The organism is Pseudomonas sp. Irchel 3A7 (assembly GCF_900187565.1).
GTDB lineage: Bacteria > Pseudomonadota > Gammaproteobacteria > Pseudomonadales > Pseudomonadaceae > Aquipseudomonas.
Genome location: NZ_FYED01000002.1, coordinates 439,749 through 454,305 on the forward strand (window position 1 = coordinate 439,749; position 14,557 = coordinate 454,305).

15 protein-coding genes are annotated in these 14,557 nt (G+C 61.4%); 5 read left to right on the plus strand and 10 right to left on the minus strand.

Annotated features, from left to right (window positions below; genetic code table 11):
• Nucleotides 1-74 precede the first annotated feature (74 nt).
• A complete protein-coding gene (locus CKW21_RS04610) occupies nucleotides 75-1,160 on the minus strand; it encodes a DUF1615 domain-containing protein (protein WP_095192822.1) in 1,086 nt (361 codons plus the stop codon).
• A 378-nt stretch (nucleotides 1,161-1,538) separates the two neighbouring features.
• Here CKW21_RS04610 and CKW21_RS04615 point away from each other — a divergent pair, with 378 nt between their 5' ends.
• Nucleotides 1,539-3,731 carry a TonB-dependent siderophore receptor gene (locus CKW21_RS04615; protein ID WP_095192823.1) on the plus strand — a complete coding sequence of 731 codons (2,193 nt, stop codon included), beginning with the start codon at nucleotides 1,539-1,541 and terminating at the stop codon, nucleotides 3,729-3,731.
• A gap of 85 nt (nucleotides 3,732-3,816) precedes the next feature.
• The gene (locus CKW21_RS04620; RefSeq protein WP_095192824.1) at nucleotides 3,817-5,352 is read left to right on the plus strand and encodes an FAD-dependent monooxygenase; all 1,536 of its coding nucleotides are present in this window, start codon (nucleotides 3,817-3,819) and stop codon (nucleotides 5,350-5,352) included.
• A 134-nt stretch (nucleotides 5,353-5,486) separates the two neighbouring features.
• Here CKW21_RS04620 and CKW21_RS04625 read toward each other — a convergent pair whose 3' ends face one another.
• A complete protein-coding gene (locus CKW21_RS04625; RefSeq protein ID WP_095192825.1) occupies nucleotides 5,487-6,197 on the minus strand; it encodes a glutathione binding-like protein in 711 nt (236 codons plus the stop codon).
• A 366-nt stretch (nucleotides 6,198-6,563) separates the two neighbouring features.
• Here CKW21_RS04625 and CKW21_RS04630 point away from each other — a divergent pair, with 366 nt between their 5' ends.
• Nucleotides 6,564-7,229: a histidine phosphatase family protein gene (locus tag CKW21_RS04630; protein ID WP_095192826.1), complete on the plus strand. Its 666-nt coding sequence runs from the start codon at nucleotides 6,564-6,566 to the stop codon at nucleotides 7,227-7,229.
• 125 nt (nucleotides 7,230-7,354) lie between these two features.
• Here the strand turns inward: CKW21_RS04630 and mnmH are convergent, their stop codons facing one another.
• The 5 genes from mnmH to CKW21_RS04655 all read right to left on the minus strand — a co-directional run bounded on the left by mnmH (nucleotide 7,355) and on the right by CKW21_RS04655 (nucleotide 11,754).
• The gene (mnmH, locus tag CKW21_RS04635; protein ID WP_095192827.1) at nucleotides 7,355-8,452 is read right to left on the minus strand and encodes a tRNA 2-selenouridine(34) synthase MnmH; all 1,098 of its coding nucleotides are present in this window, start codon (nucleotides 8,450-8,452) and stop codon (nucleotides 7,355-7,357) included.
• Nucleotides 8,452-9,486: a selenide, water dikinase SelD gene (gene selD / locus CKW21_RS04640; protein ID WP_095192828.1), complete on the minus strand. Its 1,035-nt coding sequence runs from the start codon at nucleotides 9,484-9,486 to the stop codon at nucleotides 8,452-8,454. Before selD ends, mnmH begins: the two co-directional genes overlap by 1 nt.
• 156 nt (nucleotides 9,487-9,642) lie before the next feature.
• On the minus strand, nucleotides 9,643-10,599 hold the full coding sequence (locus CKW21_RS04645) for a zinc-binding alcohol dehydrogenase family protein (protein WP_095192829.1): 957 nt from the start codon (nucleotides 10,597-10,599) through the stop codon (nucleotides 9,643-9,645).
• A 28-nt stretch (nucleotides 10,600-10,627) separates the two neighbouring features.
• A complete protein-coding gene (locus tag CKW21_RS04650; protein ID WP_095192830.1) occupies nucleotides 10,628-10,801 on the minus strand; it encodes a DUF1427 family protein in 174 nt (57 codons plus the stop codon).
• 152 nt (nucleotides 10,802-10,953) lie between these two features.
• Nucleotides 10,954-11,754: a helix-turn-helix domain-containing protein gene (locus CKW21_RS04655; RefSeq protein ID WP_095192831.1), complete on the minus strand. Its 801-nt coding sequence runs from the start codon at nucleotides 11,752-11,754 to the stop codon at nucleotides 10,954-10,956.
• Between the two features lie 147 nt (nucleotides 11,755-11,901).
• Between CKW21_RS04655 and CKW21_RS04660 the strand changes: the two genes are divergently transcribed.
• Nucleotides 11,902-12,129 (plus strand): DUF6555 family protein, encoded by a 228-nt coding sequence (locus CKW21_RS04660; protein ID WP_095192832.1) that lies wholly within the window; start codon nucleotides 11,902-11,904, stop codon nucleotides 12,127-12,129.
• Between the two features lie 61 nt (nucleotides 12,130-12,190).
• On the opposite strand, the gene CKW21_RS04665 is transcribed toward CKW21_RS04660, so the two are convergent.
• The 3 genes from CKW21_RS04665 to CKW21_RS04675 all read right to left on the minus strand — a co-directional run bounded on the left by CKW21_RS04665 (nucleotide 12,191) and on the right by CKW21_RS04675 (nucleotide 13,366).
• Entirely contained in the window at nucleotides 12,191-12,352 is a 162-nt protein-coding gene (locus tag CKW21_RS04665; RefSeq protein WP_095192833.1) for a metallothionein, read from the minus strand.
• A gap of 67 nt (nucleotides 12,353-12,419) precedes the next feature.
• Nucleotides 12,420-12,872, minus strand: coding sequence for a DMT family transporter (locus CKW21_RS04670; protein WP_095192834.1), 453 nt, complete (start codon nucleotides 12,870-12,872; stop codon nucleotides 12,420-12,422).
• A complete protein-coding gene (locus CKW21_RS04675; protein WP_095192835.1) occupies nucleotides 12,872-13,366 on the minus strand; it encodes a DMT family transporter in 495 nt (164 codons plus the stop codon). The genes CKW21_RS04670 and CKW21_RS04675 overlap by 1 nt, the downstream gene beginning before the upstream one ends.
• 209 nt (nucleotides 13,367-13,575) lie before the next feature.
• Between CKW21_RS04675 and CKW21_RS04680 the strand changes: the two genes are divergently transcribed.
• Nucleotides 13,576-14,511, plus strand: coding sequence for a LysR family transcriptional regulator (locus CKW21_RS04680; protein WP_095192836.1), 936 nt, complete (start codon nucleotides 13,576-13,578; stop codon nucleotides 14,509-14,511).
• Nucleotides 14,512-14,557: the final 46 nt, after the last annotated feature.

Sequence of the window (14,557 nt, forward strand, 5' to 3'; positions counted from 1 at the left end):
CAAATCGCCAGACCGCCTCACCCGAAAAGCCCGGCCTGATCAGCCGGGCTTTTTCGTGTTTTTCAGTTCCGCCCTCAACGCGCCATGCAACGCTGATAACGCTCGTCGACCCGTTTGGCAAACCACGCCGTGGTGAGTTTGCGGGTGATTTTCGGACTTTGCAGCACGATCCCCGGCAACACCGCGCGCGGCAATCGCCGGCCTTCGGCCTTGTCGGCCAACTCGAAAACCCGCTGATAGAGCTTGCTGTTTTCGAACGCCAACGTATTGCCCTCCTCCAACTGGTCCCTGATCGTCGGATTACGCATATCCAATTGCTTGCCGAGGGTGCGCACGGCCTTTTCCGTGGTACCGGGCATGATCGAGTCGTAGCGCACCAGATCGCCATCCAAGGCCAATGGAATACCCGACGCCCTACTCACGGCGTTCTGGAACGCGGCATTGCGACTGGCGTACCAGCCGGCGTTGAAATCGGCGAAGCGATACAGCGGTTGCTTGTAGCTCACCGGATACCCCAGCAAATGCGCGATGCCGAAATACATGCCGCCTCGGCGGGTGAAGACTTCGCGGCGGATCGAGCCCTCCACCGGATAGGGATAGTCCTTCGCCTGCTGCTCGGCAAAGTCGATGCTGACCTGCATCGGCCCGCCGGTATGCACCGGGTTGAAGCCTGCAAACAATGTCTGGCCCATGGGCACCATGCCGATGAAATCATCGAAGATCGCGCTCAGTTCCTTTTCGCTACGGGCCGCGTTCAACCGGTCGCTGTAGCTTTTGCCATTGGGTGAACGCACCTGCAGCGCACCACTGACCAACAGGCCGGGAATGTGCGCCTTGGCTGCCCGGCGGTCGATTTCGTCACGGGCGATCTTGCCCAGGCCGGGCACGGACGGGTCTGACTGGAAGGTCGATTCCTGCTCGGTGACGGCCAGTACCGCACAGAGGTTTTGCGTGGTCGGCGCGATGTTCTGCGCCGCAAACGCGGCATAGATATCCGTGGCCCAGCCCTTGCGGTCGACGGTTTTGGCCGGCAGCAGACGCAGGATTTCCGCCTTGACCTCGGCAGGCGTGCGCGCCGGAGGTTCCTGGGTCCGTTGGCTGCCACAACCGGCCAGCACCAGCAGTGCGGCGATGCTCATGATCAATCGATGGGCTTGCATGTTGCTCCTGATGATTCGATACGCCGGATCAACCATAAGGCCGATGGCAGGGTGCTGGCTATGACTGTGACGACGATGCACCGTTCCCCGGATTGACACGCCCCCTGTGGGAGCGAGCCTGCTCGCGAATACGATTTAACATTCAACGATGATGTTGTCGGTAAGCCCGTCATTCGCGAGCAGGCTCGCTCCCACAGGTAAATCTCAGCCTTCAGCCCGATTTCTCTCCCCCAATCATTACCTGCACATCGTAATGACAAACGGCTCGTGCAATACAACTGGTAACGACTAGCATTTGTGTCTGGAGTCGCATTTGCGCATGGAGTACCCGCGCCGTCACATCTTTCTTATCGGCGGCGCGCCGCCCAGGAACGACACATGACTACTCCAGCTCCCTTGCGCCCGACCTTGCTCGCCCTGCTCTGCTCGCTGACCGTCACTGCCCATGCCGCAGACCCTGCGCCAAACGTCGTCAAACCGCTGGTGCTGGACAACGTCAACGTCAACGCCGATGCCCCGGTCCCCCCTGATCTACCCCCGGTGTATCCCGGTGGCCAGGTCGCGCGTGGCGGGCAACTGGGGGTGCTGGGTAACCAGGACATGATGGACGTGCCGTTCAGCGTGACCGCCTATACCGAAGAACTGATCCGCGACCAGCAAGCCGAGACCGTGGGTGATGTGCTGCTCAACGACGCCTCGGTGCGACAGGCCTCCGGTTTTTCCAACCAGGCCCAGACCTTCATGATTCGCGGCCTGCCGCTCAATGGTGACGACATCTCCTTCAACGGCCTGTATGGCATCTTGCCTCGTCAGATCATTTCCACCGACGCCCTGGAGCGTGTGGAAGTCTTCAAAGGCCCGAACGCCTTCATCAACGGTGTGACCCCGACCGGCTCCGGCATCGGCGGCGGCGTCAATCTGCAACCCAAGCGCGCCGGTGAAACGCCGTTGCGGCGCTTCACCATGGACATCAGCGATGAAGGCCGCATCGGCGAACACCTGGACATTGGCCAGCGCTTCGGTCAGGACAATCGCTTCGGTGCGCGCCTCAACCTGTCCCAGCGCGAAGGCGACACCGCCATCGACGATGAAAACCAGCGCTCCAAACTGTTCGCCCTCGGCCTTGATTACCGCGGCGATGCCCTGCACATTTCCGGCGATTTCGTGTATTCGAAAGAACGCGTCAACGGTGGTCGCAGCTCGGTAAACCTGGGCAACGCCACGCACATCCCGGATGCGCCGTCGGCCGATACCAACTATGCGCAGAAGTGGGGTTTCACCCAGATCGAGGACACCTTCGGCATGCTCCGCGTCGAGTACGACCTCAACGACAGCTGGACCGCCTACGCCGCCGCCGGCGCCAAGCACACCCGAGAAGTCGGCAACTACGACGGCACGACCCTGGTCGGCAACGATGGCAGCTCGGTCACCACCGGCTCGTTCATTCCCCACGACGAGGACAACACCAGCGCCATGGCCGGCCTCAATGGCCGCTTCGCCACCGGCCCGGTCAGCCACCAACTCAACGTCGGCCTGGCCGGCATCTGGACCCAGCAGCGCAACGCCTTCGATTTCGACCTGACCCAATACCCGAACAACATCTATCACCCGGTCGATGTGCCGGCGCCACAGGGTGGTTTCTCCGGTGGCGACCTGCATGATCCGGGCATCACCGGCAAGACCTTCGTACGCAGCGGCGCGGTGTCCGACACCCTGGGCTTCTTCGATGATCGCCTGCTGGTGACCGTCGGTGTTCGTCGGCAACAGCTGGTGGTCCAGGGTTATGCCTACGGCACGGGCACCCGGACTTCCAACTACGACGAATCGATCACCACCCCGGTGTACGGCATCGTGTTCAAGCCCTGGGAGCATGTATCGTTCTACGCCAACCGTATCGAAGGCCTGGCCGAAGGCCCGACCGCTCCGACCACCTCGGGCTCGCGCGTGGTGGTCAACGGCAATGAAGTCTTCGCCCCTACCCGCTCCAAACAGCTCGAAGCCGGGGTGAAAGTCGACATGGGCACCTACGGCGCCACGTTCGGCGTGTATCGCATCGAGCAACCGGCCGATGGCTACACCGAAGTCATCGATGCCACCACCGCCCGTTTCGTGCACAAGGGTGAGCAGGTCAACAAAGGCGTGGAACTCAATGTCTTCGGCGAGCCTATCGAGGGCCTGCGCCTGCTCAGTGGCGTGACGGTAATGGACACCGAGCTGAAGAAAACCCAGGACGGCGCCAACGACGGCAACCACGCCATCGGCGTACCGACCTTTCAGTTCAACGCCAGCGTCGACTGGGACGTGCCCGGCCTGCAAGGCGTGGCGCTCAATGGGCGGATGTTGCGCACCGGAGGACAGTATGCCGACGCGGCGAACAACCTGAGCCTGCCGACCTGGAACCGTTTCGATGCCGGCGCCCGCTACGCCTTCAAGGTCCAGGAAAAAGACGTGACCCTGCGCTTCGGCGTCGAGAACGTGGCCAACAAGAAGTACTGGGAATCGGCCCAGGGCGGTTTCCTGACCCAGGGCGAACCCCGGGTGGCGAAGCTGTCGGGCACCATCGATTTCTGATTGCAAGCCCTATCCGTTGGGCGCATGGCCTGGCTGTCCTGCCTGTTTGAACCATACTTGCTTCACTCGTTAAGGAGGACAAGTCATGCAACGTAGCGACGTGTTGATCACCGGTGCCGGCCCGACCGGACTGGTACTGGCACTGTGGCTGAGCAAACTGGGCATTCGAGTACGAATCATCGATAAAACTTCAGCGCCCGGCACCACGTCCCGGGCGCTGGCCGTTCAGGCGCGAACACTGGAGTTGTATCGCCAGCTCGACCTCGCGGACGCCGTAGTCAAGAAGGGGCATCGCGTGGCGGCGGCCAATTTCTGGGTCAAGGGCGCACCCGTGACACGCTTGCCGTTGAGTCGCGTTGGCGAAGGCCTCACGCCTTATGCGTTCCTCGAAATATTCCCCCAGGACGAACACGAACGGCTGTTGATCGACCGCCTGGAGACCTTCGGTATCACAGTGGAGCGCAACACTGAGTTACTGGGGTTCGAGGAAACCGGCGACGACATCATCGCCACGCTGCGCCTGCCCGACGGCCAGCAGGAAATCTGCCAGGCCTGTTACCTGGCCGGTTGCGACGGTGCCCGGTCGATTGTGCGCAAGACCCTGGACACCGGATTCCCCGGCGGCACTTATCAGCAGGTTTTCTATGTCGCCGATGTACAGGCCAGCGGGCCGACGTTCAACGGTGAACTGCACCTGGATCTCGATGAGGCGGATTTCCTTGCCGTGTTCCCGTTGGCAGGTGAAGGCCGTGCGCGGCTGATCGGCACGGTCCGCGACGAACGCGCCGAACACGCCGAAGGCCTGCGATTCGAAGACGTCAGCAGCCGGGCCATCGAGCACATGAAGGTCAAGATCGAGCAGTTGAACTGGTTCTCGACCTACCGTGTGCACCATCGGGTGGCGGATCACTTCCGCACCGGCCGCGCGTTTTTGCTGGGCGACGCCGCCCATGTGCACAGCCCCGCCGGCGGTCAGGGCATGAACACGGGGATTGGCGATGCGATCAACCTGGCCTGGAAACTCGCCGCGGTGTTGAGCGGCGGTGCCGAGGCCAAATTGCTCGCCACCTACGAAACCGAACGCATCGCGTTTGCCCGCAAACTGGTAGCCACCACGGACCGGGTCTTCACGTTCGTCACCGCCGAAGGACGCATGGCCGACCTGCTGCGCACGCGCCTGGCGCCGTTCCTGCTGCCGAAAATGGCTTCGTTTGAAACGTCTCGCGAATTCCTCTTTCGCACGGTGTCGCAGATCACCCTGAATTACCGTGGGATGCCGTTGAGCAGGGGCGTTGCCGGGCATGTGCATGGCGGCGACCGCCTGCCCTGGGCGCACGATGGCGAGGGGGACAATTTCGAACCGCTGAAATGCCCGACCTGGCAGGTGCATGTGTATGGCGACACCAGCGACGAGATGATCGCCTGGTGCCACGAGCATCATTTGCCATTGCATGTATTCGACTGGCGGCCGGCGTTCGAAACGGCGGGCCTTGGGCGCAACGGGTTTTATCTGTTGCGGCCGGATACCTATGTGGCGATAGCCGAAACCTGCTCGGATCCGAAGGTGATTGCGCGGTATTTCCGGGATCACGGGATCCGGCCGTTTTTTGGCAGATCCTGAATACACCAAAATCCCCTGTGGGAGCGAGCCAGCTCGCGAAAGCGGTGGATCAGTCAATACATGTGTCGACTGATACGCCGCCTTCGTCGGAGCGCCGCCCGGAGCAGGCTCGCTCCCACAGGTTTTTCAGTGTGTCAGTTGGAGAGGGGTTTCGGAATTTCCAGCCCGCGCTTCACCGCCGGCCGCGACAGGAAGCGATCCAGCACCCGCGTGACGTTCTGGAAATTCTCGATACCCACCAGATCGCCGGCTTCATAGAAGCCGATCAGGTTGCGCACCCACGGAAAAATGGCGATATCGGCAATGGTGTAGCGCTCGCCCATGATCCAGTCCCGCCCTTCCAGGCGCTTGTCGAGTACAGCGAGCAGACGCCTGCTTTCCTCGACGTAGCGATCACGGGGACGCTTGTCTTCATAGTCCTTGCCGGCGAATTTGTTGAAGAAACCGAGCTGGCCGAACATCGGGCCGATCCCGCCCATCTGGAACATCAGCCACTGGATGGTTTCGTAGCGCGCCGCCGACTCCTGGGCCAGCAGTTGCCCGCTCTTGTCGGCCAGGTAAATCAGAATCGCCCCGGACTCGAACAACGGCAACGGCTGGCCATCCGGACCGTGGGGATCGAGGATCGCCGGGATTTTGTTGTTCGGGTTGAGTGACAGGAATTCGGGGGACATCTGATCGTTGGTGTCGAAACCAACGCGATGTGGCTCGTAGGGCAGGCCGATCTCTTCAAGCATGATCGAAACCTTGACGCCGTTGGGGGTGGGCAAGGAGTACAGCTGAATCCACTCCGGGTACTGGGCCGGCCATTTTTCGGTGATGGGGAACGCAGACAAATCGGTCATGGGCAGGATCCACGGGAAAATTGAGAATGCCGATGATAATGGAGATAACCCGCCGTGCGACGCCCGGAGCCATCATTACCACTGATGGTGAAGATCAAAGGAGATGACAACACCCTGTGTGGTGGCTGGTGTACGGTGTCCATAAATCCGCAACATCCTGTCGATAACCTTCGCTGCAACCCATTCGAGGTTACCGGTACATTGCGGCGCACTCGGCCGGAATCGAACCAAATGGGCTTCAGGGGACTCTGAGCACTGCCCTTTGAAACGGACCGGCTTCACGACATGGAAAACACCCGATGCAGGAAATTCGCGGTGTAAAGGTTTGTCAGCCTTAACCCAATGCGCTGAAGAACCCTTAATTCCATGACGAACCTTATGAAATTCGCCAAACGCTTCAAACATCGCGCTTATCTGGCCCTGCCCGTCCTGCTGGCGGCCAGCGCGGTGTTTTTTGCCCTGGAGTCCCGCGCGCAGCCGGCGGACGGCACCCAAACGCTGGTGTTCCTGCGCCACGCGGAAAAACCCGCCGGAGGCCTGGGCCAGCTCAACTGCCAGGGCCTGAACCGAGCGATCGATCTGGCTACCCTGCTGCCGGAAAAATTCGGCAAGGCCGACTATGTGTTTGCCGCCAACCCGACACGCAATGTCGAGGAAGGCGAACTCGACAACTCCTACAGCTACATCCGTCCATTGATGACCATCAGCCCCAGCGCGATCAAGCTCGGCTTGCCGGTGAACATCAACTTCTCGGCCAACGACACCAGTGATCTGGCCCGTGAACTGATCGACGACAAGTACCACAACGCAACCATCTACACCGCCTGGTCCCATGGTTACCTGCCGGAACTGATCAACAAGGTCGCCGGTAAAGCCGTGGGCAAGAAGCAGAACATCACCGACGATTGGGAATCCGGCGACTACGATTCGCTGTATGTGCTGACCCTGACCTGGCACAACGGCAAGGCCAGCCTGCAAAGCCAAAGCTACAAGCAAGGGCTGGATAATGGGCAGGAGACTTGCCCGACCTGATTTTTTTGCAGTGTCTGTTCGGTCCCCTTCGCGAGCAGGCTCGCTCCCACAGGGGATGCGGTGCACGCAGATCCTATGTGGGAGCGAGCCTGCTCGCGAAGAGGCCGGCAAACTCAGCATCAAACTTACTGCCTGCCCCGCTCCCGCAAATACTCCAACACCGCCCCCCGCTCCCCGGCAAACTCGATCCGCGCGCCCTTTTTCTCCCGCTGAAACGCATACATCGGGTCGTAATACTCCACCAGCAACCCCTCGATCCAGCCCCGGTGCAAATCCACCGCACCGCTGCTTCCCTGCTCCGCCAGCGCCTCTTCCATCAACAGCAGCATCCGTCGATGACGCTCGCCGCCCAGGCGTTTGTGCACATTGTTCAGGCTCTCCAGCAAGCGTTCGGAAAACAACGCAAAGCCTTCGTCGCCATGCACACGGATGAACTCGGCACACAGGTCCACCACGTAATCGCGCAGGATCCGCTCGATCCGCCCTTGCAGGCTGTCTTCGAGCCAGACCATCGGGTACTGCTGCATACCCTGATACAGCGGCAATGGCAGCGCGCAGCTGCCGATGGCTCGGCTTTCGTCTTCCAGCACGAATTGCTCGAGGCCCTGGGCGCGCTTTTTCAACAGGTCTACCGCCAGGCGGTTTTCAAAGTCGATATTGGTCGGTTGGCCCGTGGCGCGCTTGCCGAAACTGGAACCGCGGTGATTGGCGTGACCTTCAAGGTCCAGCCCGTTACGCAATTGCGTCAGCACTTCGGTTTTGCCGGTGCCGGTCATGCCGCCCAGCAACACGAAATCGCACTGGGCAACGGCCTGATCGACCGTGTTCAGCAGGAAGTTACGCATGGCCTTGTAGCCGCCAGCGACGCGCGGATAGTCGATGCCCGCCTCGTCCTTGAGCCATTGCTGGACGATCTGTGAGCGCAGCCCGCCGCGAAAACAATACAAATACCCGTCGGGATGCGCCCGGGCGAAATCCGCCCAGGCCTGGATGCGCTCGGCCTTGATCGCGCCGGACACCAATTGATGGCCCATGACGATAGCGGCTTGCTGCCCGTGTTGCTTGTAGCAGGTGCCGACCCGTTGCCGCTCGTGATCGTTCATCAGCGGCAGGCTGACTGCACCGGGGAACGCGCCCTTGGCAAACTCGATCGGCGCGCGGGCATCCATCATTGGCCGGTCGTTGAGGAAGATGTCGCGGTATTCAGTACAGTCGACAGACATCAAGACACCTCGACCGCATTGTTCTGTCGCTCGACCAGTTCACCGATGGGTTCAAGGTTCAAACCCATGTCGGCGGCGGTTTCGAGAAACTGTCGATTGCCTTCGGGGGTTACCGCGATCAGCAGGCCACCACTGGTTTGCGGATCGCACAGCACACGTTTATGCAGTTCCTGAAGACGGCCCAGTTTGCTGGCGTAACTGTCGAAGTTACGCAACGTGCCACCCGGGATGCAGCCCTGTTCAAGGTAATACTCGACACCCGGCAAGCGCGGCACCCGGTCGTATCGGATTCGCGCGGTCAGGCGGCTGCCATCCGCCATTTCCACCAGGTGACCCAGCAGGCCAAAACCCGTGACGTCGGTCATCGCCGTCACACCGTCGAGTTTGCCAAAGCGGCTTCCGGGTTTGTTCAGGGTGCACATCCAGTCCCGGGCCAGGCCGATGTCGGCGGGGCGCAATTTTCCCTTTTTCTCGGCGGTGGTGAGGATGCCGATGCCCAGGGGTTTGGTCAGGTAAAGCAGGCAGCCGGCGGTGGCCGTGTCATTGCGCTTCATGTGACGCTTTTCCACCAGGCCGGTAACGGCCAGGCCGAAGATCGGTTCCGGCGCATCGATGGAGTGCCCGCCCGCCAAGGGGATCCCCGCCTCGTCGCACACCGAACGGCCGCCGCGAATCACTTCCCGGGCAATCTCCGGCGCCAGTACGTTGACCGGCCAGCCAAGGATCGCAATCGCCATGAGCGGATCGCCGCCCATGGCGTAAATGTCACTGATGGCATTGGTCGCGGCGATGCGACCGAAATCGAAGGGATCGTCGACGATCGGCATGAAAAAGTCGGTGGTCGACACCACGCCGCGCTCTTCATCGATGGCGTAGACCGCCGCGTCGTCGCGCGAGGCATTGCCGACCCACAGTTTCGGATCAAGGTTCTGCGCGCCGCTGCCGGCCAGAATCACTTCCAGTACCTGGGGGGAAATCTTGCAACCGCATCCAGCGCCATGGCTGTATTGGGTCAGACGGATCGGCTCGCTCATCGGGGTACCTCGTGGGGTTGGTGCGACCGATTCTAGCAGAGCATCCACTTGACCTTGTGGGAGCGAGCCTGCTCGCGAATGCGATCGGACATTCAACATCACTGTTGCCTGTCACACCGCTTTCGCGAGCAGGCTCGCTCCCACAGTGATCGGGGGTTACGGCAATAGAATCACTTTGTCGCCGCTGCCCTGATTCACTTGCGCATAACGCTCCGGGCCTTCGGCCAACGGCGACTCGAACAACCCTTGCGGCAACGGCAACAAGTCCTGATCGAAGAATTGACCGAACTGATCCAGCATGGCCGCGCAGGCTTGCACGCCGTACAGCAACGAGTTGATCCCCACTACCGATCCGCCCTTGCGATACAGCGCCAGTGCCGGCAACTGCACCATGCCGTCCACCGGCGCGGCGATAATGGCAATGCGCCCGAATGTGGCCAACGCTGCGACGGAGGCCGGTAGCCAAAAGCCGGTGGTGTCGAAAATCACGTCAGCGCCGCCGGTGAACACGGCATTGACCTGTGCGTCCAAGTCTTCGGGCTTGTCCAGTTGCAGCGTCTGATAACCCTGGGCCTGCAAGTCCTTGACCTGCTCCGGCCGCCGCGCCGCCGCCAGCACCTGGGCACCGCGCACTTTGGCCAATGCCAACGCGGCACTGCCCACCGCCCCGCCGCCGATCACCAGCAAGCGGGTTTGTGCCGTCACCAGGCTACGTTCCAGCGCGTCCCACGCCGTGGTGTAAGGCACACCGAGACTGGCGGCCTGGGCAAAGCTCAGGTGAGTGGGCTTGAGTGCGACACCCGCAGCCGGCAGTTTGACGAACTGCGCATGGGAGCCATCGGCAAAAAAGCCCAGTTCACGGCCAGTGCCCCACACCGGCTGACCGAGCAGTGCTGGCGGCCCTTCAACGACGATGCCGGCAAAGTCGCGGCCGGGAATCCGCGGCAGGGTGGTGTAGGGAAAGCGGCCCAGCACGTTCTTCACATCGCTGGGGTTGAGCCCGGCGGCCTTGATCTCGACCAGCACTTCATCGGCGCCGGGAACGGGGGTGGGAACCTCGACATAGCGCAGGGCCGAGAGATCGCCGGTTTTGTCGAACTGCAACGCTTTCATGACGTTTCCATCCAGTAAATAAAGGGATTCAGGAGATCCAGCCAGCCACCAGCTGCCGGCCCATCGGCCAGATTTTTTCGCCGGCCAGCATGCCGAGCAGGCCTATCAGCGCGCTGGCCGGTGGCGCGGGAGAACGGAAATCCAGGGCACCGTAGAGCAGGCCGACGCCCAGGCCGATAACAAGTGAAATGAAGTAGCTCATGGCAGACTCCGGGGGCAATTGAGGTATGCCCAAAGTCTAGGGATCGGTGACGGCGAGCATCGGCCAAGTGCTTCTGAATTTCGGCCAAACCTTGCCCCTGTAGGAGCGAGCTTGCTCGCGATGGACTCGAGGGCCCCGCGGGGCATCTGGTTTTACGCGTTATCGTTGACGCCCATCGCGAGCGAGCTCGCTCCTACAAACTGCGAAGGCGCGACACCCAGTTCCCGGCGGAACATGTCGCTGAAACTGCTGGGGGAATAGCCCAACTCCCGGGCAATCGCACTGACCGGCACACCCTGGATCAATTCGGCCGCCGCCGTCGCCAGTTGCACCTGCCGCCGCCATTCGGCAAAGCCCATGCCCAGGCCATCCTTGAACAGCCGAGCCAGGGTGCGCACGCTGGCACCGGCGTTTTGCGCATGTTGTTCGAAAGGAATGTCCAGGGATGGCTGGGCCATGACCGCCTGGCACAGGTTCATCAGGCGCCGGTCCGAATCGTCCGGCAGCGGGATTTTCATCAGCGAGCGCCTGGCCCGCTTGAGCTCCAGCAATGCCAGCCCCACCAAGGCTTCGTAATACTCCGGGGCACCGTCGTCGCCCTGCTCCACCAGGCCGACGATCAACTCGCGCAACAACCCGCCGATTTCGATCACTTGCACGCTGTCATCGAGCGTTGCCGCCAGGGAGGGTCGCAGGTAGATGTTGCGCATCTGCAGGTCTGACACCACCCGGATGGCATGGGGCACGCCCGGCGGCAACCACACCGCTCGCTGCGGCGGCACCACCAGCGCCTCATGGGGCGTCTCGACCCACATCACCCCGCTCATCGCATACAGCAATTGCCCCCAGACATGCTCATGCGGCTCGATGAACAACCCGCGCGGATACGTTCGCGCCAGCGGTTGCACGGGCACATCGGTGTCACTCAGATCCGGCGGGGCGGCAAGGGCCATGGGCAATGATCATTGGGGTTGGCGGAAGGCTTTATGTTAACCAGACGCCAGACAGCCCGCCAGAGAGCGCAACCGTCTGACAATCCGAATGAATTTTCCGTGTGGCCTGCGATCCGTTTATGTACAACAGGGAGGAATACGGGCCATATGAACAGCGCAAAACTTTTCGTCATTGACTACACCCTTCATGGCGTGCCCAAGTCGTTCATTATCCGTCTGGACAAAATGGACAACGCCGAAGCCTGGCATTGGGCCAGTTGCGATGCGGGGGTCGGCCGGATTCCGCGCTTTGGCCGGGAGAAGGTGCAGAAGACCAGCAAGCCGATGGCAGAGAAATTCGGCGTGGAAAACGTCAAGTGGCGGCCGGCGAATTGAGGCCTCTTGAAACTAAAAGCGGAGCCCGATCAGGCTCCACTTTTTCAATGCGCGATCGCCATCAGCCATGGGCGCACTTGCAGCCTTGATGGACACATTCCTCACCGTGCTCATGGTGCTTGGCGCAGGCTTCACAGCAATAGTGTTTGCCGTGACGCACGATCGGATGCTCGCCAAGCTTGCAGTTACATTTCGGACAGTCACACTTGCGGTCGTCGGTCATGGAGCGGACTCCTTTTGTGGTGGTCGTCGGGGGGCTGGACAAACACCCCGTCTACCCAGTGTAGGAGTCAGGCCCGACTGCTGCTGCGATACATGAACACCAGCGCCAGGCCCAACAGCGCCATGGCCACTATCCGACTGCCGGACAATTCGATTGCCGGATTGCCCAGCCAGCCAAAATTGTCGATCAACATCCCCATCCCCAACTGCCCGACAATCACCGCCACTGTCGCCACCGCAGTCCCGATCCGTGGCACCGCGCCCACCATCACCATCATGTAGACGACACCAAACAGTGCGCCACTGAGCTGCCACTTCGGCACGTCCAGCAGGCTCACGGCATGGGCCGGTTCGAAAAATACAATCAGCAACCCGGTGCTCACCGCCCCGACCACGAACGTCAGCAAACTGCTGCGCAGCACGCCAACCGTTTCACCCAGACGCCCGTTGATGGCGGCCTGCACACTCAGCACCGCACCGGCCGCCACGACCACCACCAGCAAAATAATCAGACTCATCATCAACCCCGAGCAATCAGAACAAGTGCCGCGACAATCAGCAGCAAGGCCAGCCAGCGCTGCGCATTGACCTTTTTCCGGGGGGCGCCGAACCAGCCGAAGTGGTCGATCAGCACACTTTTGCCGACCTGCCCCGACAGGATCGCGATCATGGTCATGGCAATGCCGATGTGCGGCGTGGCCAGCGTCAGCACCACCACGTAGATCGGCCCGAGAAAGCCGCCGATCAATTGCCAGCGCGGCAGTTCGCTCAGGGCCGGCCCCCGCTGCGGGCCGCTGAACAGCAACAGCAGAAACAGAATCGCCGAGCCAACGCCGAAGATGCTCAAGGTCGCCCACAAGTGCCCGACCTGAACGCCCAGAGGCCCGAGCAGCCCGGCTTCTACGGAAAGGCCCATGCCGGCCAGGATGACCAGGGGCAACAGCAACAGCCGTAGCCCGGGCTTGGTCGTGGGCGTTGCAGTAACGCCAACGCTGTCGATTGAAGAAGATTGCATAAGGAAACACCTGTCGTTCATCAGATAAAACACGAACCCTGTGGGAGCGAGCCTGCTCGCGAAGAGGTCCGGTCAGTCAACATCTCTGGTGAATGACCCTCCGCATTCTCAATGCATGCCCGCTCCCACAATTATCCGGTGGCGATGCTTTGCGATAAATGGGAGCATCCTGACAACACTTTTGCGCATCTCGCATAGCAGGACGAATCATGCAGGGCTTCAACGAACTGGGATTCAAGGCGCTTCGGCTGTTTGTCGCAGTGCTCGACCACGGCAGCTTTTCCGAAGTCGCCCGCCGCGAAGGCCTGGCGCCCTCTTCCATTTCTCGACAAATCCAGCTGATGGAACAGGCCCTGAGCCAGCAATTGCTCTATCGTCACACCCGTGCCGTCACGCCCACCGAAGCCGGGCGCATGCTCGGTCACCATGCGCGGCTGGTGCTGGTGCAACTGGAGGAAGCCGAACAGGCCCTGCAGGAACAGCAAAGCGAACCCAGCGGCCTGGTGCGGATCAATGCGCCGGTGGTGTTCGGTCAACGGCACCTGACGCCGTGGCTGGGGCAGTTATGCGCGCGTTACCCGAAACTGCAATTGGATATCCAGCAGACCGACAGTTACATCGACCCCCTGCAGGAAGGCGCCGACCTGCTGTTCCGCATCGGGCCGCTGCACGACTCCAGCATGCAGGCGCGGATCCTGGCCCCCCATCGCTTTCAGGTTGCGGCGAGCCCGGCTTATCTTGAGCGGCACGGCACGCCGCAACATCCCGCTGACCTGGCGTCCCACCAGTGCCTGGCCTACAAGGGCGTCACCGGTCAACAGCGCTGGTTCTTCCGCAAGGGCCAGCAGCCTTGGACACCCTGTTCGGTGAAGGGGCCGATCACCGGCAACCACGCCGACACCCTGACCCAGGCCGCTGAACAGGGCCTGGGGCTGGTGATGTTTCCGTCATGGCTGATCGGGGAAGCGGTGCGCAACGGCACGCTGGTGCCGGTGCTGGGGAACTATCAGGTGTCGAACAGCCTTGAGCCGCAGCAGATCGCCGTGCTCTGGCCCGGGAGCCGACGCCTGTCAGTGAAGGTGCGGACGGTGATTGATTTCTTTGTCGAGTGTTTTGGCGAGGTGCCGTACTGGGACAGACCCTAATCACTGCCTGGCCACCTGTGGGAGCGAGCCTGCTCGCGAAAGCGGT

Bases quoted from the DNA above. Each gene is read 5' to 3' on its own strand.
- CKW21_RS04610 (WP_095192822.1), bottom strand. From the start codon at position 1,160: ATGCAAGCCCATCGATTGATCATGAGCATCGCCGCACTGCTGGTGCTG.
- CKW21_RS04615 (WP_095192823.1), top strand. From the start codon at position 1,539: ATGACTACTCCAGCTCCCTTGCGCCCGACCTTGCTCGCCCTGCTCTGC.
- CKW21_RS04620 (WP_095192824.1), top strand. From the start codon at position 3,817: ATGCAACGTAGCGACGTGTTGATCACCGGTGCCGGCCCGACCGGACTG.
- CKW21_RS04625 (WP_095192825.1), bottom strand. From the start codon at position 6,197: ATGACCGATTTGTCTGCGTTCCCCATCACCGAAAAATGGCCGGCCCAG.
- CKW21_RS04630 (WP_095192826.1), top strand. From the start codon at position 6,564: ATGACGAACCTTATGAAATTCGCCAAACGCTTCAAACATCGCGCTTAT.
- mnmH (WP_095192827.1), bottom strand. From the start codon at position 8,452: ATGTCTGTCGACTGTACTGAATACCGCGACATCTTCCTCAACGACCGG.
- selD (WP_095192828.1), bottom strand. From the start codon at position 9,486: ATGAGCGAGCCGATCCGTCTGACCCAATACAGCCATGGCGCTGGATGC.
- CKW21_RS04645 (WP_095192829.1), bottom strand. From the start codon at position 10,599: ATGAAAGCGTTGCAGTTCGACAAAACCGGCGATCTCTCGGCCCTGCGC.
- CKW21_RS04650 (WP_095192830.1), bottom strand. From the start codon at position 10,801: ATGAGCTACTTCATTTCACTTGTTATCGGCCTGGGCGTCGGCCTGCTC.
- CKW21_RS04655 (WP_095192831.1), bottom strand. From the start codon at position 11,754: ATGGCCCTTGCCGCCCCGCCGGATCTGAGTGACACCGATGTGCCCGTG.
- CKW21_RS04660 (WP_095192832.1), top strand. From the start codon at position 11,902: ATGAACAGCGCAAAACTTTTCGTCATTGACTACACCCTTCATGGCGTG.
- CKW21_RS04665 (WP_095192833.1), bottom strand. From the start codon at position 12,352: ATGACCGACGACCGCAAGTGTGACTGTCCGAAATGTAACTGCAAGCTT.
- CKW21_RS04670 (WP_095192834.1), bottom strand. From the start codon at position 12,872: ATGATGAGTCTGATTATTTTGCTGGTGGTGGTCGTGGCGGCCGGTGCG.
- CKW21_RS04675 (WP_095192835.1), bottom strand. From the start codon at position 13,366: ATGCAATCTTCTTCAATCGACAGCGTTGGCGTTACTGCAACGCCCACG.
- CKW21_RS04680 (WP_095192836.1), top strand. From the start codon at position 13,576: ATGCAGGGCTTCAACGAACTGGGATTCAAGGCGCTTCGGCTGTTTGTC.